We start from the raw sequence: 22509 nt of genomic DNA, 5'->3' as shown, positions 1-22509 counted from the left end.
TTAAGCTTTTTTTATTTGATTAAAGGTTGATTCTTTTTACTTCTCAGATACTCCTTAGGACAACTATCAAAACTTTTAATGATCATAGTAAAATACACACAGCCACTAACCATTAAGTGTAAGATAAAGTCTGGAAAACTGGTAAAACTTTATAAATGAATAAAGAGGGTTTCATTTATTCCAAAAGAAGAGTAAATATTTTTAGGGTTGAGATCTATGGACAAAGATCAAAAATTACAAAAGAATAATATAATTCTTTACAAGGGTGATGAAGGTGCGGCAACCATCGAAGTTCTCCTAAAAGATGACACCATGTGGTCCACACAAAAAACCATGGCAGAACTCTTTAATGTGACAACACCAACCATAAATGAGCACTTGAAAAATATATTTCAAACCGGTGAATTATCTGAAAAGTCAACTATTAGGAATTTCCTAATAGTTCAAAAAGAAGGTAATAGAGAAGTTAGTAGAGATATTAATTTTTATAATCTGGATGCAATTATTGCTGTAGGTTATCGGGTGAACTCTAAAGAGGCTACGCAATTTCGTATTTGGGCTACTAACGTCTTAAATCAATTTATAACTAAAGGTTTCGTTTTGGATGAAGATCTTTTAAAAAACGGGACCCGTTTTGGTCGAGACTATTTTGATGAATTACTGGAAAAGATCCGTGAAATCCGGGCCAGTGAACGTAGATTTTACCAGAAAATAACTGACATTTATGCACAGTGCAGTTTTGATTATAATAAAGATGCTGAGATTACCCGAACCTTTTATGCAACTGTTCAAAATAAACTTCACTGGGCCATAACTCACCACACTGCAGCAGAAATCATATCAGAAAGAGCTGACAGCACCAAAAAGAATATGGGCCTCACCACCTGGAAGAATGCACCAGAAGGTAAAATCTTAAAATCAGACACTGGGGTTGCTAAAAACTATTTATCCCAGGAAGAGATTTCAGAATTGAATCGTATCGTTTACATGTACCTGGACTATGCAGAGAATCAAGCTACGAGACATAAACTCATGTCCATGGAGGACTGGGTATCAAGGTTAGATAAATTCTTAGAATTCAACGAATATGACATCCTAAAAAATCCGGGTAAAGTTACAAAAGCAGTAGCTAAAGAGATTGCCTCCAAAGAATTTGAAAAATACCGAAAAATCCAGGATAATGATTATATTTCTGATTTTGATAAAGAGGTTACCAGGAAATATCTGGATAAAAACAGGAATGGAAACACTTAATTTTTCATATTAAGATACACAATACATGATTACGAGTCACGTGATTTTTTTTATTTACATCAATATCACAAGTCATTCATGCTCGGATTCCAAATAAATGGCAATATAACGTGCATATTCATCAAAATCATCCAGATTTTTCTCTAATATCCTGGCTATCACTGTCGGGTCAACATCAGTGTACATGTGTACCAGTATATTCCTGAGTTTTGCTGCCTCTTGAAACTCCTGGGCAAAGTCCATGGGAATCACTCCGTTTTTCCCCAGAATTAATATTATACTAGGGTAATCTTCGGGTTTATCCAGATTAGCAGAGGATATTATAACTTCTCCTATATCCAGAGAAGATTCAATGGCCAGTTGAAGATTACGTTCAATGGCTGATTTTAAGAGGTAATCCTTTAATAAATCATCTTCACTGGCAGAGTGCTCCCTTAAGAACTTAACATATCTCTGCATATTCTTTATTTTCCGGGCAACCTTTTCTCTGGTTTTCATTTGATTCGGTTAGCAGTTTTTCTAATTAAATCATCAGCCCATCTGAGGTTGTAGAACTGACGATCCAAGTATCTGGACATAATATAATGTTCAAAATCAACTTTAAGATCCTTATCTCGGATAAAAAGTGGATGATTAGCCTTTATTACTTCAAAATTGAGTGAAATGGGTGCATCATTCATCACCACCAGATCCACCCGGTCAGTGCAGATGATATCTCCCAGGTCAGATAAGAGTTCAAGTTCCAGATCAAACTTTTCATAGCTATTAAGAGTTTCATCAAGGTAGACCGCCAGGTCCACATCACTAAGTTTACCCGCTCTTTGCTGGGCAACAGATCCAAAAAGGTAGGACAGTACAACTGCATCCTGTTTTTCCAGGAATTTTTCAACTTGTTCCCTAATCTCCCTTTTCATATTAAAAATTATATATTTTAGATTATTTATAAGTTTAGAGACAATACTATTCCTGAAAAAATAGAACTATTCTGATTTTTTACTTCTCTAATATTTCATTATCAAAAAAATATTTTTTTATACAATTATGCCTTCTAATCGAAATATTTATTAACTTATTAATTATTATATAATAGATATTAAGCAAGGAGGGAGACCATATGAGAATAAGTATGACATTACCAGATGAACTTGTAAATAACTTGGATGAAGTGTTAAAGAAAGAAGGATACCAGGTACGGTCTGAAGGGATTGCCGAAGCCTTACAAGAGTATGTTGACCACCATAAAATGGAGTAATACTAGTATCGGGATCGTATTCACTGATTTGAGACCTGATATAGATGGATACTCATTCAAAGGCGAATGATGACATTCCCACCTCCTCTTTTTGTGAAATTATGATAATCATCCACTTCCTAATTTTTAGACTTTAATATTTAATTAAAATCTTACACATAAACCAATCCCCATAATTACCCGTACAATAAATCAGAGATATAAGAGGGAGTAAATGGATTTATTAAGATTATATGATTATCCTAGAAGCTTTGTCAATTGAAAATTAAATTGTTTAGCCCTTTCTAGGGAAGTTCCAGCTTTGGTTCTTTTTACAACTGTATTCATATCGTATTGAAATGCCGATCTCTTCTTTCTCTCGTAATCGAAACTTTCTATTAGCTCATCACTCAAATTGTTTAGATCCATTGCCTCTCTTTTAGCCGTTTCATAATCTTCTAAGATGTTTTTTGCCAATTTATCCCTTATGAACACAATTAAAGCATCACTAGTTACCTTGTGAGAGATTCTATCACCCACTTTATATCCCAAACTAAAAAGCACGGCATTAGCAATGTAATACATGGAATAATACGAAGTCACAATAATCACAAAGATGATAAATTTTCTCTAAAAATATAGTCAGCAACCTTTAAACTGTCTTCAGAGTTGATTCTAAAGGTGTTAATTATGTCAGTTTCTGGATCTCTCCTAATGATTAACTTTTCCTTAAAATATCTTTTTACATTGTTATTTGCTTCTTTTATTCGTTCCTCGTCCAGCATTTCTCATCACCCGGTAGTAATCTTCAATACCCACTAAGATCACGTTGTATTTGGTCGCCTCCAAAACAACACTGAATTCATTACTACTAATCATCATCATGAATTCTTCATAGGTGAAAAATATTAAATGAATATCCAGGGGAAGAATGGATAATGTTCTTTCAATCTCTTTTTCCCGAGCACTTTCTGCAATAACCATCAGATCGATATCAGAATTTTCCGAAGCCTTTCCTTTGGCATATGAACCAAACAACAAGGCAATGAAGGGGAAGGGTAGATTGTTTAATTTTTCTTGAAGAACTTTAAAATCACTATTTTCTGTTAATAACTCTCTCCTTTCATACTCTGCACTGAATATTAATGGATTAGGGGTTTTCTGTAGCCTACAACGGTATGCATTACCAGTTTTTTCTAAATCTACTATATTTTCTTTTTCAAGCTTTTTAATTATGTTATAAACATTAGTATACCTAATACTTGTCATCAAGGATATTTTACGGATAGTTGGAAGATTATCGCCCTGTTCAATGAGTTTTATCAGTATCTCCAGTTTATTGTCTTTCATAACAACACCATTATAGTAAATATACTATAATATTATAGTAAACTTACTATACATCTTTCGGTGCCTTGAAAGTAATTATTACTTATTTTAATTTACATATTAATAAAATTAGTGAATTACTCCTCATAAAATAAATTTTTAAACACCATTAATCCTGTTATTTTCAGTTTTTAAATCATTTAACCATTTTATTTCGCCGATATAAATAAAAACACTTAATATAAAGTTTATATCAACGAATAATCGGTTCAAGGAAATTTACTTATTGATAAAATTAAATTTACAACCTAATTACATAATATAGGGGATTATTTAGTTAATGTAAAGATTTACAAACTTAAAGCCAATGATTACTATTTGGAAACAGAGAGCCTCTAAAATAAAAGAAAGAAAATAAATATTTTATTTTTTACTACCTTTACCGCTACCCTGCGGTTTCACCTGTAATGGCGTTTACATCCAGACTTCCCACGTAGGGATTATTTTTAGATATTTTAAGGATTAAAGATCAGACCATTTTCCCTTCTGCCAGTAGTCCTTGCAGGTCCCACCACAGCCTGTACAATAATTTTCTCCAATCATTATCCTCTCTCCGGCACTGTTTTCGTATTCATAAACTGTCCTCAAAACAGCCCACTCTCCACAGAGCCGGCAACGTACATTACCGGTGTCACTGGATCTTCTCACATCCACCAACCGGTAACCATTCAAATCCACACCATTAAACCCTGAATTTTCAATATCTGAAGACTCTGAGGATTTAGTCTGGTTATTGGTAGTTGTGGTACTCTGTGGTGTGAAGTTACCAGTTTTATTAGTATTATTGGTGGTATTGTTGGCAAGGGGTTCTTTAGTTAAGAGTATCATTGCCGCAGCAATACCTATGATTGCAACTAAGATAATCACCACCACTATCAGAATCCGGGTAGTGTTACTCATTCCGGGAGAAGGTTTCATATTATCCACTTCTACATTAAACTAATCACTAAAATTGGATAAACCGTACCTGAACAGGATAACCCCACGGGTATTGGGTTGCACTGCCCTGATCTCTGAATACAAGGTGCCTTTACTCACAGGGGTTGTGTTCTGGTAGGACTGGTAGGTTTGCAGTCCGGCCACTATTTTCCGGGGATAGAGAATGTTGTATATCCAGGCCCAGTATTTCAAACCAGACAATCCATGGGGATAATCACCTATATAGAGCATGGGGACGATGTAGTCACACAACGGCACTATACGATTGTAATACTGGTTCCCATCCCATATTTCCGGTTTCACGCATAGGGAGAAGGTCACTCCCTGGGTGGCTTCCTGCATAGCCTTGATCTCTGGTATATATGAGGGCATATCGTAGGTTTCCACATCCAGGTGAACCCCGATATTCATACCCGCCACCTCTGGAGCATACCTAAATCCAGGGAATACCCAGGCGTGGGTTTTTATCCCCACGGCATCAGCCCTTTTTTTAGCATCAGGCAGTATTGATGCATAATTATCATTACTAACTCGAACGTATATATCGGTAATTCCAGATTTTTCCAATTCAGTGAAGTTGATCTTGGACAGGGGTGTGACACTGGGGTTTATATAGTAACCCACAATAAAACCAGCCCCCGAAGGGGGTAAAAGATAGGTGGAGGTTACACTGCTAGTGTAGGGTACTGGTGCTGGTTCGGTGGTAGGGAAAGACTTCACAGAATTTGCTGCGGCCACCACACCAGAAAGTACCAGAGTGAGTATTAAAAATGATATTATCCCTTTATATTTAATTTTAACCACTCCGTGAAGTATTTATTATTATCTTTAATGTGATTTATTTCTTATTTATGAATTTATCTTTTATTCTGTTGATTTTTATTTTACCACATAACTCAGTTAATCCAAAAACAGATCATCACAATATCCAGTACCAATAAATATATACCTAGATAATACCAACTAATCAATAACGTATGATAAGATCTTTGGGGGATTGTCTTTGGTGAAATTTTTACACACTGCCGACTGGCATCTGGGGTTAAAATACAAACAGTTAGGGGATAAAGCTCAACAGGCAAGGGATATAAGGTTAAAAACCGCCCAAAAAATTCTAACAATTGCCAGGGATAATGATGTTGATTTTGTTTTAATTGCCGGGGACCTCCTGGACAGTAACCAGGTGGACCGTAACTTAGTGGGAGAAGTTAGCCAGATGTTCCAACAAGTATCCCCCATCCCGGTTTATGTACTTCCCGGTAACCACGACCCCCTCACCAGGGACTCCCTATTCTATGACCCAGTATGGGAAAGTGTGGACAACCTGACCATCTTCCAGGAGAACAAACCAGTGATTACTGGTAACTACACCCTCTACCCCTGCCCAGTGAGTCAAAAACAATCCCAGGAAGACCCCACAAAGTGGATTAAAACTCAAGATGAATCCAACCAGATAAACATTGGAGTGGCCCATGGCAACCTCCAGGTAGGTTTCATTGACGAGGCTAACTTCCCCATACCCCCGGATAGAACCCAGATATCCGGATTGGACTACCTGGCCCTGGGTGAATGGCACTCACTATTCCAGCATCCAGATAAGAATGGAATCAACCGTACCGTGTACCCTGGAACCCCGGAAACCACTAAATTCGGGGAAGACCAGAGTGGTCAGACCCTGCTGGTGGAGATCGATGCACCAGGCAGCACTCCAAAGATAACCCCTATAAGGGTGGGTGCTCTCATCTGGCAGAAACGTGGAGAAGAGATCACTGGTCTTCCTGATGCCCAGTACCTGGAAGCAGAACTTAAAAGCATCACCGAACCAGAAAATCAAGTTATCTATCTCAAACTCAGGGGAGTGACTGACCAGGAAACCATCAGTTACCTCTCCCAGTTAGAGGATCATTACCATGATTATTTTTTAAAACTCCAGGTTTCCCTGGATGAACTGTACCTTAAACCCAACCTCCTGGAACTCAAAGCACTGCTACCCGAGGGGGTGGTGGTTAACCAGACCTTCGAGGCCCTCACCGCATTGATGAAAACCCAGCCTGAAATCCAGGACTATGCTGATATCAGCAGCTTCAGAACCCAGGAGATATTCAACCAGCTCAGGGACCAGGACCTGGTGGAGGGTTTATCCCCAGAAGTCCTTAACCGGGCCTTTCTTTTAATGTACCAGATGATCAAGGAGGCTTCACCATGAAACTGGAAACTATCCACCTGGAAAACTGGAAAAAATTTGCCGAACCCCGGGAAATCCAGCTCCAGGACGGTTTGAACATCCTCCACGGTGCCAATGAAAGTGGTAAAACCACCTTTATGGACTCCCTGATCACCACCTTCTACTCCAAGCACACCAGTAGCTCGGCCCGTATCAAATCCCTGAAACCATGGGGAACATCACTCCAACCAAGATCCACCATAACCTTCACCAAAAACCGGGAAAAATACCGGATCAGCAAAGGATTCCAGGAAAAACGTAGCATCCTGGAAAAAATGGATGGAAACAATTGGAAGAAGATCGCCGAAGGTGACCGTGCTGATAAGGAACTGATCCAACTGGTGGGCGGAGCATTACCCGGTAGGGGTGACACCAGACCAGAGCAGTGGGGTTTGGGACAGACCCTGTGGATGGTTCAGGGAAAACCAATCATCAGTGATGACCTAAATGATGAAACCCTTTCATCCCTGCAGGCCATGGTGGGTGCCACAATTGAATCAGACACTGAAAAAATAGTCTTATCCAGTATTCGTTCCCGTTTTTTAGAGATCTACACCGAGAAAACCAGGACCCTGAAAAAGGGTAGCCAGCTGAAAAAAGTCCAGGACGAGATTAACAACCTGCAGGGGGAACTATCTCAATCCCTACTCCAAAACACTAAAAGGGATGAATTGATCCGTCAAATTGAAGATACTGAGTTTCTACTCAACCGGAACCAGGCCAACCTACAGGCCGCTACTGGGGAACGGGATAAACTTGCCGGGGAAGTGGAAGCTGCCCAGGAACACCAGAATAATCGGGAAGAACTGGAACGGGAGATAAAGGAAATCAACACCGAATTTGAAACCCTTAACCAGAAAATTGGTGACATCGTTGATAGTTACCTGGAAATTGACCAGGTAACTAAAGAAAAGGATGAAATGGAAGTTTTACTGAATCCCCTGGAGACTGAACTGGATAACTTAAAGGAGATGATTCAGGTCAAAAAGAACAGCCTGAGTGAAATCACCCAGAAGATGGACCAGGCCAATGGGGAGAAGAGTATTGTGGGTATTGCCCACACCACGGTAATGGATGAACAGGCCCTGGAATCCCTCAAACAACGCTTCCAGGAAATAGACGATTTATACCAGAATCTGTACCGAACCCAGGAAGAATTAAGCACCATCATCGCCCCTACAACTAATCAGATGGAGAAGATTGAAAAACTCCAAAAGGATATTGAAAAAACCCAGATCAGCCTGGAGGCCATGGGTCTGGTTTTAAATATTTCGCCGGAAGTGGAGATGTCTGGTGATATAACCCTGGACAGTGAAATCACTCCTTTCTTTCTGGAAAAGGATGAATCATTTTCCTGGACTGCCAACCAATCCCTGAAGATAAAAATTGATCACTTGGGGGAATTGGAGGTTAAAAGTGGCAGTGAAGATGTCCGGGTAATGAAGGCGGAACTGGAGAAAATGGAACTCCTTTACCAGGAACTGGTAGCTCCCTTTGGTAGTGAGGATATTGATGAACTGAAAAGTTTAATCATCAGGAAAAAAACCAAAAAAGATGATATAAAGAGGATTGAATCCGAATTGTCTAAAAAAACAGATAAGAACAGGGAGGAACTTCAAAAGGAGATCATTGAATATGAAAATACGATTAAACTAAAGTGGAGTAAAATCCCAGATGATTCTCCCTACTCAGAATGTGAAAGTAGGGATAAAGCACAGGTAAGGGAGGATCTTTCCCGTAAAATCATCCAGCTGGAAGGGGAATTAAAAACACTGGGCCAGGAAAGGGACCAGTTAAATAATGATATGGATGCCAATAGAACACTGGTTCAGGAACTGGAAAAAAACATCCACCAGTATAAAACTGATATCCATGGTAAAGCCCAGATCCTGGACCAGATCAAAAAAGGTTTGAAACGTTTAGAATCGGATGGTATCAGCCAGGAAGAAAGACAACAACAACTGAACCAGTTATCAGTAACACTTGATCAGAAAAAGAGGGCCTGGCAGGTTTACCAGGATGAAATAGATGAAAAGGAAAAACAACCCCTCGGTGCATATGAAGGACTTAAAACCAAGGTGCAAAGACTGGAAGAAGATATCCAAAACCAGAAAATTAAAATGGCACGTTGGGATAGCGAGCTCCAAATCTTAATCAATCAATCCCGAGATACGAACCTGCTTGAGGAAAAGCTGGAACAACTCAAAAGTAGAGAACGTGAACTGGATACCGAGGCCCAGGCCCTGGAACTGTTATTTGATCTAACCAGTTTCTATCGGGAGAATACTATCAGTGAACTCTCGGAACCCATCCGTCAACAGGTCACTGGTGATTTGGAGAAACTTTTAGGACCCAAATACTCACTAAGCTTTAGTAGAGAGATGAAACCGGATTCTATTGAGGTTTGTGGGGAGGAGGCACCCCTTGATCTTTTATCATTCGGTACCCAGGAACAGGTTTGGTGTTTGTTCCGGTTGGCACTGGGGAATATTTTAAGTGGTGATGAGCAGCAGTTGGTGGTTTTGGATGACCCCTTGGTGAACACTGACCCGGTGCGGATGCATCATGCCCTGGAAATACTGGAGGAGAATGCAAGAAACATGCAGATAATCGTGGTGACCTGTGATGTGGATAAATATAATTCATTGAAGGATGCTAACTTTATTTCGGTAGAGTAAAATCTTAATCGATATCCTATTCACGGATTTATCCTATTTTTAACTTTTTGAATTAGTATTGATGCCTTAGTAACCACATTATGAGCTTCAGATTTTGATATGAATCCAGTCCGGTCATAAACTGCCCGATGTCTTTTACGGCGCATCCGGTCCATACAAATTGAATAATCTTCACCCATGACGGTTTCTGTAAACTTGACCACCGCTATATGTGAATTTCTGCTGGATGGTCTATATCCCATGTGAAACATTAGGCTCTAATAGATTGCAGCATGGAGTTATATGCAATGTTAAAAGCCCAGTCATAATTTTCATCAGTTAACATTTTATTAGCAGTTAGAAAATCTCTTTTGGCTAAATTAAGTGAATTTTCAACCCTCCGGGGATCGGTTGGTAACCTTTTTATGTAACCTTCATCTTCCAGCTTATTTAACATCCATTTCACCTATAATCATGATTTTTTGTTCTCGTAGTATTTCCTTAATGAATGGATCATCATTTTCAATTTTTTCCTGATATTCTCCTTGGGATAATATTACATAATTTATTTCACGCGACAGCTTTCTTTCTAAAGAGTTTAAATCCCTAATTAAAACATCTTCACTTACAGTTCCCACCAAGAAAATATCAATATCACTACTATGACTAGCTTTTTTGGAGGCAAAGGATCCATAAATGAAAGCCAAACTTATCTGACCCCATTTTTTCGTATTTTCCTTTAATAGTTTAGCTACACCTTCTGTTTTCATAACCATACTATAAAGTTCATCGTAAAGATAAAAACTCTTGTTTACCGTGTAATATTTAAGATTACCAGCTTTCTTGCTTACTAAAAGACCCATATCTTCCAGATTGGACAGTTCTCTCCGTACTGAATTTATGTTTTCATGGATTTTTTTGGTTATTTCACGTACATAGAATTCATCACCTGGATTTAACATGAATAGGGTGATAATTTTGGTCCTGGTTTTGGAAGTGAATAACTTACTTAACATGAATAAAAAATGTATTCAATTGTATAAATAATTTATTCATTTTATCATGGCTTAATTGCAATATAATATTAATATTTTAGTATTTAATATTATTCAATTGTCACTATTAACAATATAAGAAAAACAGATTTTGCTGGTGACTTGTGATGTGGATAAGTACAACTCAGTGGTTAATGCTAATTTTATTTCTATGGATTAACCATTTTTAGAATAAATAATGAGATCATTTATAAGCTTTTTTACGGGGTAAAATAGCATAAATGATGATCACGTGATCTTTTTGTAGTTGAAAAAGAACTCTATATTTGCCAATTCTCAAACGGTAATGGTTAGAGTACCCTTTAAGCTTTTTAATATCAAGATCTGGCAAAAATCCATCCTTTAGTTTAATAATTCGATTCATAATAGAATCAGAAATATCTGACTCAATATCTTCCAAATTTTTGAGGGCTTTTCTATCTAGAAAAACTTTATATCTCATTTAATTCAAGTTCTCCGGCTTTTTTCCTACTTTCGAAATCAATGATTTCTTTAATCTCATCTTCTTCAGGATCTTCCTCTCCGATAAGCCGGGAATCAATAATACCCTCTATTTTTTCAAGCAGAAATTTTATTTGGATGATTTCTTTGTCAATCTCGGTCATACCCTCACCATGTATAGATCAGTTCTTAGTTTATTTAATTCTATCGAAAATTGAGTTTTATACTGGAAAATACTCAATAAGCCAGCAGATCATTGTGATAACCTGTGATGTGGATAAATACAACTCACTCACTTAATGCTAATTTTCTTCCTATGGATTAACAATTTTTAGAATAAACAATGAATCATTTATAAGCTTTTTTTAGGGAGGGTTACTTTTGAATAATATTTCTCCCCAAAACAATTTTATGTTAAATATGATCCTATCAATACTACATATTACATTAGAACTTGGTAATGGGGAGTTATCAATTGATTTTATGGGAAACATACCAGGACATTGTTACTAAACACTTAAACCGACGGATAAGGGCAGAGGACAACCCGGACCAGAACCAGGCCATAAGTGCACCCCTCACCCAATCCCAGTTTCTGGTGGCTGGACCGGGTAGTGGTAAAACCACGGTCATGGTTTTGAAGATACTGAAATTCATCTACGTGGATGATGTTCACCCTTCATCCATATTAGCCACAACCTTCACCAGAAAGGCAGCTAACGAGTTACGCTCCAGAATCCTTTCATGGGGAGACGAGATAAGACAAGTTCTCCTGGAGGATCCTGAACTTGAAGACCTACATCCAGATCTAAGGGGGTTAGACTTCAATCAGATCATAACCGGGACCCTGGACAGTATCTCCGAGGATGTGCTCAGAACCCACCGCGACCCTGGAGCACCACCACCCGTGGTTATTGAAGAGTTCGTGGCCAGTGGATTGATGCTCAGAATCGGATTATTCGATGGTGATAAACACCACAATGATGACTTACGAGAATATCTTAAAGGATTACGGGGTACCAGTTGGGGACTTAACACTCCAGAAATGGCACGCAACCTCCTGGAGATAAAGGACCGGCTATACTATGACCAGGTATACTGGAACCAGCTCCTGGAAAACAAGGACCACCCCGGCTTTCTACTGGCCCTGGAATCAGTGGCCTACTACACCCAGTACCTCCGAGATAACCTGCTCTATGACTTTGCCTCCCTGGAAGCTGAATTCCTGGACCAGCTCATTAAGGGAAAATTGGATAAATTCACCACCACTCTAAAAATGGTACTGGTGGATGAATACCAGGACACCAACCTTCTCCAGGAAAGGATATACTTCCAGCTGGCTAAACATGCCCTAAATAATGGTGGTAGCCTTACTGTTGTGGGGGATGATGACCAGTCCCTCTACCGATTCAGAGGAGCCACTGTGGATCTATTCACCAACTACCAAACCAGGATAACTGAAAAACTTAACATTACCCCACAGCTCATCTACCTGAAACAGAATTACCGGTCCACCAGGACCATTGTGGAAATTTGCAACCAGTTCTGCCAGTTAGATCCCAGGTTCCAGCCAGCCCGGGTGAAGGGTAAACCATCCATTGAAGCTGGAAGGAAAAATGATTACATTGACTTCCCGGTGATGGGACTCTTCCGTGATGATCTTCCCACCCTGGCCCATGATCTATCCGAGTTCATCCATAAAGTACTGAATGATGGATACACCTTCTCCCACGAAGGGGAAAAATTCATAATCCAGGCAGATCCCGATGAAGGAAGTCCTGCTGATTTATCAGTACTCATGAGCTCACCATTAGAATTATCCAGTAGTGGTAAACCCCGATTACCCTTACTTTTAAGAAAAAATCTCCAGAAATATGACCTTAATGTTTTCAATCCCCGGGGAAGTGACCTGGAAAGAGCCTGGCAAACTGCCCTGCTCTGCGGGTTGATCATGGAATGTATTGACCCCCAGTGCCAGGTACAAGATACCATTGAGAAGTTACCCAGCCAGGCTAAACACAACTTCGCTGTATGGAGGAATAAAGCCAGGGAATACTGGGAAGAAGACCCGGAACCAGTCAAGCCATTATCCCTTAAACGATTTGTTGATGCCTGGCAAAACAGAACACCCATTGGTAGGAGTAAATGGAAGAGCAATGTACCCCTGATTGAACTGACCTATCAACTGGTAACCTGGATACCTCACCTTAAGAATGATGTGGAGAGTCTGGTGTACCTGGAGGCGGTGACCCGTACCATGTCCCAGACTGGTATCTTCAACAATTTCGGGGGTGAAATACTCCATTATGATGATGAAGAATTGAACCAGGCCTCGGTGAGGGAGGCCATATGGAACATACTGGTGCCTTTAGCCACTGGTGCCATAGAGGTGGATGAGGGGCTACTGGAAACTCTTCCTGACGACCGGATTAACATTATGAGCATCCACCAGGCCAAGGGACTGGAATTTCCCCTGGTTATTGTGGATGTTGGTTCGGATTTTTCAAAAAATTACCCTGCCCAGGAATTCAAACGATTCCCCCGTGAGGGTGGGAAACCCTGCAACATGGAAGATGAACTCAGAACTTGCTCACCCCTGGAGGAACCTGATAGATCCCCTCGTGACCGGGCCTTTGATGACCTTATAAGACAGTATTTTGTGGCCTTCAGCCGCCCTCAGGATGTTCTTTTGTTGGTGGGATTAGAGAGTGTCAAGGATGGTTATCATACCAAGCAGGGACCTCGAAGAATAGCAAACGTGGCTACAGGCTGGTCCCGAGATGGTAAATGGCACTGGCCACGTTTGGAAAATATAAAACATATCTAAAAAAAAAAGGTGTATCCCATGTCTTTATCTGTACGCTCCAAACCCTATATTATACCAGAATACAGTCTCACCGGGGACCTGTTATCCTATCTGACATGCCCTTTACAGTACCGTTACCAGAATAAGGCCACACTACCCCCTTCCATGCCAGTTCAGTTATGGTTCGGTAACTTCATCCACGGGGTTATGGAAGAAGCTTACCTCCGCTGGGATGAACACCACTGGAAGGACTTCCCCTGGGACTGGGAAACCCAGATCCGCCCGGTAGAACTGGAAATCAATAAGAGAATGAGATCCAGGGGACTGAACCCTCCACCAAACCTGTTCTGTACCTTTGAAGGTGGAAATGATAACCCTGGACTCTGCCCAGACCACCATCATCCTCATAAACTGGTGGCCAGCATCCGAGCGGAGAAGGCCATTAACACCTGGGGACCTCATTTATTCCCATTAATTGATGATGCCGAGGTAAGGCTTAAGGGTATACGGGACATGCCCCGTTACCAGAAGGATGTCAGCCGTTCCAATTATTACGGTGTCACTGGTATTGTGGATGTTTTAAGTTCAGTGCAGCTGGAGGAGGCCACCCCGGATAATCTTATAATAAAATATCTCCACCGTAACCCTGAATTTAAAAAGAAGATCCGGAAACTGGACTCCTATGAGATCATTGTGGATTACAAGGGTATGAACCGACCGGTCCCTGGGTCTCCATCATGGTTACATCACCAGTGGCAGGTACAGACCTATGCCTGGCTCCGTTCCCTACAACCAGATTCTAAACCAGTTCTGGTGGGAATACTTTTCTACATCAACGAACTCCACAGATTTAAAAAGGACCTGGAGGAACTTAAAGGGGAAGTTATAAACCATCAAACTGATATCATGCCGGATGGTGACGATCTAGAATTACTGATGAACTGGAAATCCAGAACAAGCCCACCTGATCTATCTCAATCCTATCAGAACCTGCGTTCAATCCGGATAATACCCATTGAAGATGACTCCTTACATGAATCTTTAAGGGCCTTTGATAGTGTGGTGGGAGATATTGAGGAAAACATTAACTGTGAAGTGGATGGGTGTGGTATTCAAAATTCCTGGAATCCACAACCTGAACGAAGAACCTGTGATGCCTGTGATTTCAGAACATTCTGCTCCAATCCAGCAGGGGGAACCAAACCTACGGTACCCTGATTATTTTTTAAACCCATCACTGTTATACCAATTCATAGGACACTAATATTATCCTTTGGAATAGGATTGAAAAATTTTAATGAAAAATTTTTTTAATCCTAAAAAGGAGAATTCAAAAAAAGGTGATACCTAAGAAAAGGAAATTTAATTTAAAAAAAGTGATATCTGAAAAAGGAATTTATTTAATAAAAAAAGAAATGGAAAAGTGAATTAAAACACCCTTTCCGCTTCAAGACCTGTTTTTACCTTTACCCCCACCAGACTTGGTAGTAGTGGTTGTCTCCTCTAAATCTCCAGATGTGTCGTAGGTTTGAACATCACTGGTAGATGGACTTTGAACACTGTTGGTGGATGTTTCCTGTGAGTCCTGTTCCTGATTACTGTTAGTGGTGTTATTGGAGGTAATATTAGCAGCGGTGTTAACTTTCCCACCTTCATCCAGGGATGAACTTAAATACTGTCCAGATACCGCTACCACAGTGATTAAGATCACCACTGCCAGGATGGAAGCTGGTTTTTTAGACACTTTAAAATTTTTCACTCCAAAGAGAACCCGGAACATGTTCTTGAATGGTTTTCTGTAAAGATGCAGGTGTATTATTGTGGCAATAACCATCAGTATCGATAGTTCCACATGCCAGAAAGTCAGTGAGGGATTTAAAGCAGTTTTTATACTCAGATTTATGAATAGTATTAATAATATGCCGGTAATTCCACTACCTGCCATTCCAGCGGTGATTAGAAGGTTCCAGATTCTGCGGTGTTTCTGTCGGCTGAGTATACCTTTACTGAATAGGAAATGAGTTATTAGGTAAAGTCCAATAAGAAGCATACTTACAGGGAGGGTGAAATACTGGGGTTCATCGGGTATACTACCGTTATCCATACCGTTTCCAGGGTCAGCCACTGCACTGATATTATCAGAACTGTTTGGCACGGATTCTGATGACACACTACTGGACGTGTCAGTTTGATCCAGGGGGGTGTAAGCTGAACTGCCATCATTATCATAGGATGTGCTTTCTGCACTGGAACTGGAAGTAGTGGGCTGTCCCAGATCACATATACCATCCCCACCTGCATCTACGTATCTGGGGCATTGTCCCGGAGCAGTGCAGCTTATACCATAGGGACAGCTTAGAGCACATGCACCGGACATGGTAGCCCCGGCAATAAGGGGGATAGAGGTAAGTGCGGTGATAAACTTTTCCTTAAGTTTTATTTTTAGACCTCCTTTTTGCCGCTATGAACATGGTCTTTGCTGACTTCCAGTAAATGTGGAAGTGGAAAATAGTGACCAGGGCCAGGGTCACCCCTAACTCAACATGCCAGTAAAGTAAAGGCTGATTAATGGGCAGTTTAATGCCCAGTTCCATAAATATAAGGAGAAGGAAACCCGCTCCTCCAGATATGATAAAGGATAATAGAATGATCAGGTTCCACAAGTTGATATGGATTGATCTTTTAATTAGATTCATTTTGTAAAGACTGTAAGTCAATGCATACCCTCCAATAAAGGGTATGGCCGGTAATATTATATCATAAACCATTTTAGAAATACTCCAATTGTTTTAGAATTCAATAAATCAGGGGCTCTTTAAAAAATGATAATCCCCCTAAAAATATAAGCATCCGAACAGTTTGTTCATTTACCAACTGTTCTGTTTTACCTTATTTTAAGGCTCTGTTTACTAAATAAAGCATTTACCTTAAAAGTAGTTATTCCAAGTTTACACCCAAATCTCTACCAAATGTGATTTGTAAATGGAAAATCTTTGAAATGAAAAAATAAATCTGACTAACCACATTACATAGATTAAATCAAAAAGAAATATTAATTAATTGACTAAAATAACTTCTAACTAACATTAAACAATCATTAAAGAGGGAATTATATGTATTTTATCGCCGGATTAATATTGGTCACCATTGGATGGATAATTCAGTTTTACAAAACCGCAGTTTCGAAGGATAAAAATATAAATCCCTACTTTCTGGTCCTCTATTTTATTGGGGTTTTTTTCCTGGTAATTGGTAACCTCATAGCCGGAGACGTGGCCAGTTGCCTTTTGAATCTGATAAGTGGAATCTTACCCTTACTAATTCTTTTAACTCTAATCAGGGACTGATGGTGATAAAAATATTATTCAAAATAAAGTTCTAGGATGAGTTATAAAATTTCACATCCTAAAACTCCTCCGTTGCCGGTAAATAGACATTTTTTGGTTTTCATCAGGGATATTCTTAAACAGTGCAGTGTGAATCACTTGGTCCTGATAAGTTAAGGATGAACCCAGTATTCCTGGGCCTTCCAGACGATGATCCCATCCATAACCCACTGACTCATGCTTCTCATCCATGGATAGGCTTGCTTCATCCAGGAATGACTTAGCCTTATCCAATCCATTGAATCCATCTTCATCTTCCCCCTCCATGAGAATTGCTTCCAGGGCATAGCTTTTCAGTAGTTTACGGTGGAGGTTAAGGTAGGCAATACTACAGGATACAATATCCAGACCCATAACCTCCCCCTTAACCATCACCAGGATTCCTTTCTGCCCATCCCGTACCGGGAATGATAGGTGATATTCCCTCAGATCCTCCTCCAGGGATTGGTAAACATCCTGCATTGCCCGTGTCCTGCTTTTTACACCTGATTTGAGACTTATTTCATCTATACCATCCCACACCATTCTCTGGTCCGAACGGAATAATCCGCTTTTTTTTAGTGACTGGTTCACTGAGGCGGACTTATGTCGGCGTACCATGAGGGATGCCAGATTCCCGGATTCTGTGAATTTCAGGGAGTTGTAACTCCACCTCCCCTGTTCAGTGCAACTTACTGGAATAATAGTTTCTGACTTCTCTTTAAGGAGTATGGTGGTGTTTAAAACCCGATTCTGCTTGGCGCCAGCCAGTTCCTCCCCGTCCAATAACAAAACCGGGACAGTGGCCTGGTTTATCACCTTCAATTCTGGTACTGAACCGTAGTTATCCACTTCAGTGATGGTTAAAAGATCTGCCTCTAATGCTTCCTTAAGGGTGATGTACAGTCCATTGTCTCCCTTATTGTAGAGAGGGAATACTGACATGCTTTTATGTTCCTGGATTTCTCCCAACTCCATGTGTTGCAAGTAATTAGCAATTAATTCCTCCATTAAATCACCTACTCCCTTTTCATTTATCTAATTCTTCCAGAGCGGATTGAATAGTGTTTTTTAACACATCATTGTTCACTGGTTTTTTTAAGAGGGCATAGGGAACTGTTTCCATTGCCTTTTGGGTTACAATCTCATCATCCAAACCAGTGATGTAAATAATTGGGATATTCAATTCCTTGATTTGATGAGCCACTTCTATCCCATTTAACTCCCCTTTAACCCCAATGTCCATTAATATGAGATCGGGTTTTTGCTGGAATGATTTCTCAACTGCATCTTCCCCTGAGAAGACCATGGGATCCACAGTGTAACCCCATGATTCTAACTTGTATTGAAGACCAAGGGCAATGATCCCATCGTCTTCCACCACCATTACCCTAAAATTAACCATTTTAATCCTCCCCCTATTTTTCTTGAAAAAAAAGAAAAAATAATTAAGAAAATATTTGTTTAAGGGACTATCCAACCGGTATAGTCTGGTTGAAAATATTTCCTTTGTCACTTCCTCCGGAGAAACTTGAGTCAAAGATTAAAACTTGTACTTTAGCAGGATAACCTTTCTGATATAATGATGCTGTACCCCTTGCTTTAATTGTTTGACCTGCTTTGGCATCATTTATGTTCCAGGCAAGTGGGCTGCGTTCTATTACTGCACCGCTTGCATCGTACCACACCAGTACCATTTCCAGGTAACTTGTATCCTGTATAGGCACGATATCACAGGTCACATAATACATTCCATAGCCTTCACTGGACACTTTTAAATTAGTAACATTAACAGAATTCTTATTTCCAGAACTTGTACAACCACTAATGGTTACCACGGCAAGTAAAACTAAAATTCCCAATATTATTGCTTTTTTATTCATATTATCCTCCAAATCCATCATTTATACAAATTATTTTCTAAATATGGCCACTAAACCAGCTATTAAGAGTAGGATAAAACCCAATACACCAAAAAATGATATACTAATTAAAAGCCATACTGAGCTTATTATTAGAATTAAACCTCCCCTTTTTGGATTTCGAGTAACGTATATTGCCCCAATGATCCCAACAACTGAAGCTAAGATGGCGCTGAATCCCAATTCAGGGATAAACAGTAAAGCAAAAACACCGCCAAATAATCCAAATATTCCTCCAACAATACCTAATGCTAGTTCAATGGTCCTTGATCTTTTATTTTCTGTTAAATCAGTTAGATTTGTTTCATTTACAACGTTTTCACCCATATTAAAATCTCCAATATACTTAACATTACCACAGTGGGTACATATCATTCATATAATCATTATTGTATATAAATGTTAATGTTTACCATTCACAAATTAATTATATTAATTACAACACCATAGTAAACCAGATAAGTTAAATAAAAAAAGAGTTATTCCATTACTAAATTCAATAGATAACATCAAAACACTAATATAGAGGTTAAAGGAGAATTAAATGTATTAATCAATAAAAAACCTTAACAAAAACTACCCTGTGGTAAAATGGAAAATACTTTAATATCAACTATTTATTCCCTGGAACCGGTAATGGCCTGCATTACCCAGTTCTCACCTAATAAGATCATACTACTGAGAGAGGAGAATCCTCCAGATAAGATCGTGGAAGCAGAGCGTATGCTCCAGGAAACTGTGGGCAAAATCCTGGAAATCAAATCCATACCCACCAGTGTATACAACGTGGTGATAGTTGCCCAGGACACAGTGGAAATCATAGAAGAAGAATACGCCCACGGACGCAATATCGTGGTAAATATCAGTGGCGGTAGAAAACCCCAGGCACTGGGAGCTCTTTTTGGAAGTTACGCCCGTCACAATATGGTGGAAAAGATCGTCTACATCACCGAGGAAGATAAAAACATAATCGACCTACCCATCCTCAACTTCGGAATATCCAAGACCAAAAGGATCATACTGGAGGAATTGTATGCCGGTGAAAACAACGTCAAAAACCTGTCCATAAAGATAGGCATAAGCAGGGGAATGACTTACAATCACATCCGTGAACTGAGAGAAATGGGTTTAATCGACCCCAAAGCATTTAAAATTACCAGTGCCGGTGAACTGGCCATAATATAGGTGTGTAATCACCTGATGCAATCACTTCCACAATTTAAACTATGAATACCCTTAATGATTTACACATAAATAATTACATTAAAAGAATAGGGAGTTTTTAGAAAGAATAAGAAGGAGTTTTTTTAAATGTATTGCCCAAAATGCGGAACAAAAAACCAGGACGGTGCTGTTTTCTGTGAAACTTGCGGTAGCAGATTAACAGAAACCAAAACAACTAAGTCTGCACCTGATAAAAAGAAATCTTCCAGTTTACCGATTATTTTAATTATCATTGGTGTAGTTATTATCGTTGGAATTGGAATTGCTGCATATGCCTTATATTTTATGCCCCAATCCAACTCCTCCACACCATCTATCACACCACAAGTGGAAACCACGGCCTACAGTAATGATGACTTTTCCTTGAACTACCCTAAAACCTGGACCATTAACAACAGCCAGAGTGACTCAACCGGTAGTGCAGTTTACATTATCGACCCCCAATTTGCAGCTGATCCCAATGGACTGAAAGTAACCGGCGTAGGGCTGTTTGCTTTAAGCAAGTCAGAAGGGGTTAATCAAGATAGTATAGTAGATGATCTTACCAACACCCTCACCAATCAGGTAACAACACAAAAGAGCACAGTCACTGTGGATGGTGTTTCAGCAACACTGAACATTGTGGAAGGGGATAATGCCCAGGGCCATAAATCACAGTACAAAATAATAAACTGGGAGAAAGGAGACATGATGTATATTATTGCCTGCGTAGTACGAGGATCAGACTTGGGGAATACATTAGACAGCCAAAAAGCTAACCTCGACACCATCATCAACAGTTTTAAATCAAAATAAAGGTTAAAACATGCTTAATGAAAAAAACATGGAATAGGGAGGAAAAATTAACATGTTAAACAAAAAGGAAATAGGTTTGCTGGTGCTATTCGTGTGTATGGTAATAGCGGTATCTGGATGTATGTCCTCATCGGTTAAGCTGGTGGTGAATTATCAGGGTAGTTGGAATGGTACCATAACCGATTCATCAGGGACTCGCACCATCGATGGTACTGGTGATAAAACCATAGATTTAGGTAACATTATTGGTAGTGTAAAAGTCCAAGTACAGAAAAAAGATACCAGTTCAGATACTTTAACTGCATCCTTGATGAGAGACGATAAAAACGTTACTTCATTGAGTACATTTGCACCCAACGGGGATGTCACACTAAGTGTCCATTTTACCGCCTGAAAAAGTTAGAACCAATTAATCTTGAGGGTACGATAGTGCCCTACTCCTTTTTTTGAATTTATCCATGAATATACATTGTCAAATGGTAAAAAACGTGTTTTTAATTGTAAATGATGATTTTCTAATTATTTACCTCAAATGCCCTTTTTTTCTACGTAAAAATTCTTTGATGTACCCTATTTTGTTTATAAAAGGAATGGTAAACATCTTATCGTTAAACCTATAATATTTAGTAACAATCCATTGTGAGATGAAACTATGTGGTTATATATAATAATTCTAATAATAGTACTCCTAATTATAGGAGTGATAGTCGGGCTCTACAACAGTCTGGTGAAGCTTAGAAACAGGGTTAAAAATGCCTGGTCTCAGATAGATGTGCAGCTGAACCGGAGAGCAGATTTAATACCCAACCTAGTTGAAACAGTTAAAGGTTACGCCAGCCACGAGAAGGGTGTTTTTGAAAGGGTTACCCAGGCTCGTTCTGCAGTAATGGGTGCTGAAACTGTTAAGGAAAGCCAGGAAGCTAACAACATGTTAACTGGTGCCCTTAAATCCTTATTTGCGGTGGCTGAGAATTACCCTGATCTAAAGGCTAACCAGAATTTCCTGGAATTACAGCAGCAGCTGGCTGAAACTGAGGATAAAATCGCCTACTCCCGTCAGTTTTACAATGACACAGTATTAATGTACAACAACAAGTGTCAGATGTTCCCCAGCAACCTAATTGCCAGCACCTTTAATTTTGAGGAAGCAGAGTTCTTTGAAGTTGAAGAATCTGCAAGAACAGTGCCTAAAGTGGAATTCTAAACC

General features: G+C 39.5%; 29 protein-coding genes. 11 read left to right on the top strand and 18 right to left on the bottom strand.

The annotated features are described in order from the left end of the window. Nucleotides 1-216 precede the first annotated feature (216 nt). Nucleotides 217-1254, top strand: a complete 1038-nt coding sequence (locus BK009_RS03830) for a virulence RhuM family protein (protein WP_100907810.1) — start codon at nt 217-219, stop codon at nt 1252-1254. A 72-nt stretch (nt 1255-1326) separates the two neighbouring features. Here BK009_RS03830 and hepT read toward each other — a convergent pair whose 3' ends face one another. Together hepT and mntA are read right to left on the bottom strand one after the other, a co-directional pair. Continuing rightward, complete coding sequence (gene hepT, locus BK009_RS03825) at nt 1327-1752, bottom strand: type VII toxin-antitoxin system HepT family RNase toxin (protein ID WP_100907811.1); 426 nt, start codon at nt 1750-1752, stop codon at nt 1327-1329. Next, on the bottom strand, nt 1749-2168 hold the full coding sequence (mntA, locus tag BK009_RS03820) for a type VII toxin-antitoxin system MntA family adenylyltransferase antitoxin (RefSeq protein ID WP_100909090.1): 420 nt from the start codon (nt 2166-2168) through the stop codon (nt 1749-1751). The genes hepT and mntA overlap by 4 nt, the downstream gene beginning before the upstream one ends. Nucleotides 2169-2368: 200 nt before the next feature. Between mntA and BK009_RS12375 the strand changes: the two genes are divergently transcribed. Continuing rightward, nucleotides 2369-2506, top strand: coding sequence for a ribbon-helix-helix protein, CopG family (locus tag BK009_RS12375; protein ID WP_157809489.1), 138 nt, complete (start codon nt 2369-2371; stop codon nt 2504-2506). 237 nt (nt 2507-2743) lie between these two features. Here the strand turns inward: BK009_RS12375 and BK009_RS03815 are convergent, their stop codons facing one another. The 5 genes from BK009_RS03815 to BK009_RS03800 all read right to left on the bottom strand — a co-directional run bounded on the left by BK009_RS03815 (nt 2744) and on the right by BK009_RS03800 (nt 5533). After that, the gene (locus tag BK009_RS03815; RefSeq protein ID WP_157809703.1) at nt 2744-3025 is read right to left on the bottom strand and encodes a hypothetical protein; all 282 of its coding nucleotides are present in this window, start codon (nt 3023-3025) and stop codon (nt 2744-2746) included. Nucleotides 3026-3093: 68 nt separating this feature from the next. Further along, nucleotides 3094-3270, bottom strand: a complete 177-nt coding sequence (locus tag BK009_RS12370; RefSeq protein ID WP_157809702.1) for a hypothetical protein — start codon at nt 3268-3270, stop codon at nt 3094-3096. Beyond that, nucleotides 3236-3835, bottom strand: coding sequence for a nucleotidyltransferase domain-containing protein (locus BK009_RS03810; protein WP_100909089.1), 600 nt, complete (start codon nt 3833-3835; stop codon nt 3236-3238). The genes BK009_RS12370 and BK009_RS03810 overlap by 35 nt, the downstream gene beginning before the upstream one ends. A 501-nt stretch (nt 3836-4336) precedes the next feature. Then, on the bottom strand, nt 4337-4792 hold the full coding sequence (locus BK009_RS03805) for a hypothetical protein (RefSeq protein WP_100909088.1): 456 nt from the start codon (nt 4790-4792) through the stop codon (nt 4337-4339). Nucleotides 4793-4813: 21 nt separating this feature from the next. Beyond that, the gene (locus BK009_RS03800) at nt 4814-5533 is read right to left on the bottom strand and encodes a hypothetical protein (RefSeq protein WP_157809701.1); all 720 of its coding nucleotides are present in this window, start codon (nt 5531-5533) and stop codon (nt 4814-4816) included. Between the two features lie 286 nt (nt 5534-5819). Here BK009_RS03800 and BK009_RS03795 point away from each other — a divergent pair, with 286 nt between their 5' ends. Beyond that, nucleotides 5820-7019 carry a metallophosphoesterase family protein gene (locus BK009_RS03795; RefSeq protein WP_236951049.1) on the top strand — a complete coding sequence of 400 codons (1200 nt, stop codon included), beginning with the start codon at nt 5820-5822 and terminating at the stop codon, nt 7017-7019. Then, nucleotides 7016-9715, top strand: a complete 2700-nt coding sequence (locus BK009_RS03790; RefSeq protein ID WP_100909085.1) for an AAA family ATPase — start codon at nt 7016-7018, stop codon at nt 9713-9715. The genes BK009_RS03795 and BK009_RS03790 overlap by 4 nt, the downstream gene beginning before the upstream one ends. Nucleotides 9716-9735: 20 nt before the next feature. On the opposite strand, the gene BK009_RS12550 is transcribed toward BK009_RS03790, so the two are convergent. From BK009_RS12550 to BK009_RS12365, 5 genes are all read right to left on the bottom strand, one after another. After that, a complete protein-coding gene (locus tag BK009_RS12550; protein ID WP_204249864.1) occupies nt 9736-9957 on the bottom strand; it encodes a hypothetical protein in 222 nt (73 codons plus the stop codon). A gap of 8 nt (nt 9958-9965) precedes the next feature. Next, on the bottom strand, nt 9966-10151 hold the full coding sequence (locus BK009_RS12545; RefSeq protein WP_198517185.1) for a hypothetical protein: 186 nt from the start codon (nt 10149-10151) through the stop codon (nt 9966-9968). Further along, nucleotides 10141-10710 carry a nucleotidyltransferase domain-containing protein gene (locus tag BK009_RS03780; protein WP_100909084.1) on the bottom strand — a complete coding sequence of 190 codons (570 nt, stop codon included), beginning with the start codon at nt 10708-10710 and terminating at the stop codon, nt 10141-10143. Before BK009_RS03780 ends, BK009_RS12545 begins: the two co-directional genes overlap by 11 nt. Nucleotides 10711-10933: 223 nt before the next feature. After that, nucleotides 10934-11191 (bottom strand): type II toxin-antitoxin system RelE family toxin, encoded by a 258-nt coding sequence (locus BK009_RS03775; protein ID WP_100909083.1) that lies wholly within the window; start codon nt 11189-11191, stop codon nt 10934-10936. Then, nucleotides 11181-11354: a hypothetical protein gene (locus BK009_RS12365; protein ID WP_157809699.1), complete on the bottom strand. Its 174-nt coding sequence runs from the start codon at nt 11352-11354 to the stop codon at nt 11181-11183. Before BK009_RS12365 ends, BK009_RS03775 begins: the two co-directional genes overlap by 11 nt. 311 nt (nt 11355-11665) lie before the next feature. Here BK009_RS12365 and BK009_RS03770 point away from each other — a divergent pair, with 311 nt between their 5' ends. Together BK009_RS03770 and BK009_RS03765 are read left to right on the top strand one after the other, a co-directional pair. Further along, nucleotides 11666-14017, top strand: a complete 2352-nt coding sequence (locus tag BK009_RS03770) for an ATP-dependent helicase (protein WP_100909082.1) — start codon at nt 11666-11668, stop codon at nt 14015-14017. Nucleotides 14018-14035: 18 nt separating this feature from the next. Next, nucleotides 14036-15214: a PD-(D/E)XK nuclease family protein gene (locus tag BK009_RS03765; protein ID WP_100907821.1), complete on the top strand. Its 1179-nt coding sequence runs from the start codon at nt 14036-14038 to the stop codon at nt 15212-15214. Nucleotides 15215-15443: 229 nt separating this feature from the next. On the opposite strand, the gene BK009_RS03760 is transcribed toward BK009_RS03765, so the two are convergent. Both BK009_RS03760 and BK009_RS03755 read right to left on the bottom strand, forming a co-directional pair. Continuing rightward, nucleotides 15444-16373, bottom strand: coding sequence for a DUF4405 domain-containing protein (locus BK009_RS03760; RefSeq protein ID WP_198517186.1), 930 nt, complete (start codon nt 16371-16373; stop codon nt 15444-15446). A gap of 52 nt (nt 16374-16425) precedes the next feature. Next, on the bottom strand, nt 16426-16764 hold the full coding sequence (locus BK009_RS03755; RefSeq protein WP_100906261.1) for a hypothetical protein: 339 nt from the start codon (nt 16762-16764) through the stop codon (nt 16426-16428). 345 nt (nt 16765-17109) lie between these two features. Between BK009_RS03755 and BK009_RS03750 the strand changes: the two genes are divergently transcribed. After that, on the top strand, nt 17110-17343 hold the full coding sequence (locus BK009_RS03750) for a hypothetical protein (protein ID WP_100906260.1): 234 nt from the start codon (nt 17110-17112) through the stop codon (nt 17341-17343). Nucleotides 17344-17394: 51 nt separating this feature from the next. On the opposite strand, the gene BK009_RS03745 is transcribed toward BK009_RS03750, so the two are convergent. The 4 genes from BK009_RS03745 to BK009_RS03730 all read right to left on the bottom strand — a co-directional run bounded on the left by BK009_RS03745 (nt 17395) and on the right by BK009_RS03730 (nt 19610). Beyond that, entirely contained in the window at nt 17395-18372 is a 978-nt protein-coding gene (locus BK009_RS03745; protein WP_100907823.1) for an ARPP-1 family domain-containing protein, read from the bottom strand. A 19-nt stretch (nt 18373-18391) separates the two neighbouring features. After that, the gene (locus BK009_RS03740; RefSeq protein ID WP_100906257.1) at nt 18392-18766 is read right to left on the bottom strand and encodes a response regulator; all 375 of its coding nucleotides are present in this window, start codon (nt 18764-18766) and stop codon (nt 18392-18394) included. 67 nt (nt 18767-18833) lie between these two features. Continuing rightward, on the bottom strand, nt 18834-19244 hold the full coding sequence (locus tag BK009_RS03735; protein WP_100909081.1) for a hypothetical protein: 411 nt from the start codon (nt 19242-19244) through the stop codon (nt 18834-18836). 30 nt (nt 19245-19274) lie between these two features. After that, nucleotides 19275-19610: a hypothetical protein gene (locus BK009_RS03730; RefSeq protein WP_100906255.1), complete on the bottom strand. Its 336-nt coding sequence runs from the start codon at nt 19608-19610 to the stop codon at nt 19275-19277. 264 nt (nt 19611-19874) lie between these two features. Between BK009_RS03730 and csa3 the strand changes: the two genes are divergently transcribed. The 4 genes from csa3 to BK009_RS03710 all read left to right on the top strand — a co-directional run bounded on the left by csa3 (nt 19875) and on the right by BK009_RS03710 (nt 22506). Next, nucleotides 19875-20468: a CRISPR-associated CARF protein Csa3 gene (csa3, locus tag BK009_RS03725; protein ID WP_100906254.1), complete on the top strand. Its 594-nt coding sequence runs from the start codon at nt 19875-19877 to the stop codon at nt 20466-20468. Nucleotides 20469-20594: 126 nt separating this feature from the next. After that, the gene (locus BK009_RS03720) at nt 20595-21302 is read left to right on the top strand and encodes a PsbP-related protein (RefSeq protein WP_100906253.1); all 708 of its coding nucleotides are present in this window, start codon (nt 20595-20597) and stop codon (nt 21300-21302) included. A 52-nt stretch (nt 21303-21354) separates the two neighbouring features. Continuing rightward, nucleotides 21355-21696 carry a hypothetical protein gene (locus BK009_RS03715; protein ID WP_100906252.1) on the top strand — a complete coding sequence of 114 codons (342 nt, stop codon included), beginning with the start codon at nt 21355-21357 and terminating at the stop codon, nt 21694-21696. A gap of 258 nt (nt 21697-21954) precedes the next feature. Further along, entirely contained in the window at nt 21955-22506 is a 552-nt protein-coding gene (locus tag BK009_RS03710) for a LemA family protein (RefSeq protein WP_100906251.1), read from the top strand. The last annotated feature ends 3 nt before the right edge of the window (nt 22507-22509 follow it).

Origin of the sequence: Methanobacterium subterraneum (assembly GCF_002813695.1) — an archaeon.
Lineage (GTDB): Archaea > Methanobacteriota > Methanobacteria > Methanobacteriales > Methanobacteriaceae > Methanobacterium > Methanobacterium subterraneum.
The sequence above is the reverse complement of the archived record's forward strand: the minus strand, read 5'-3'. Positions and strand labels throughout refer to the sequence as shown.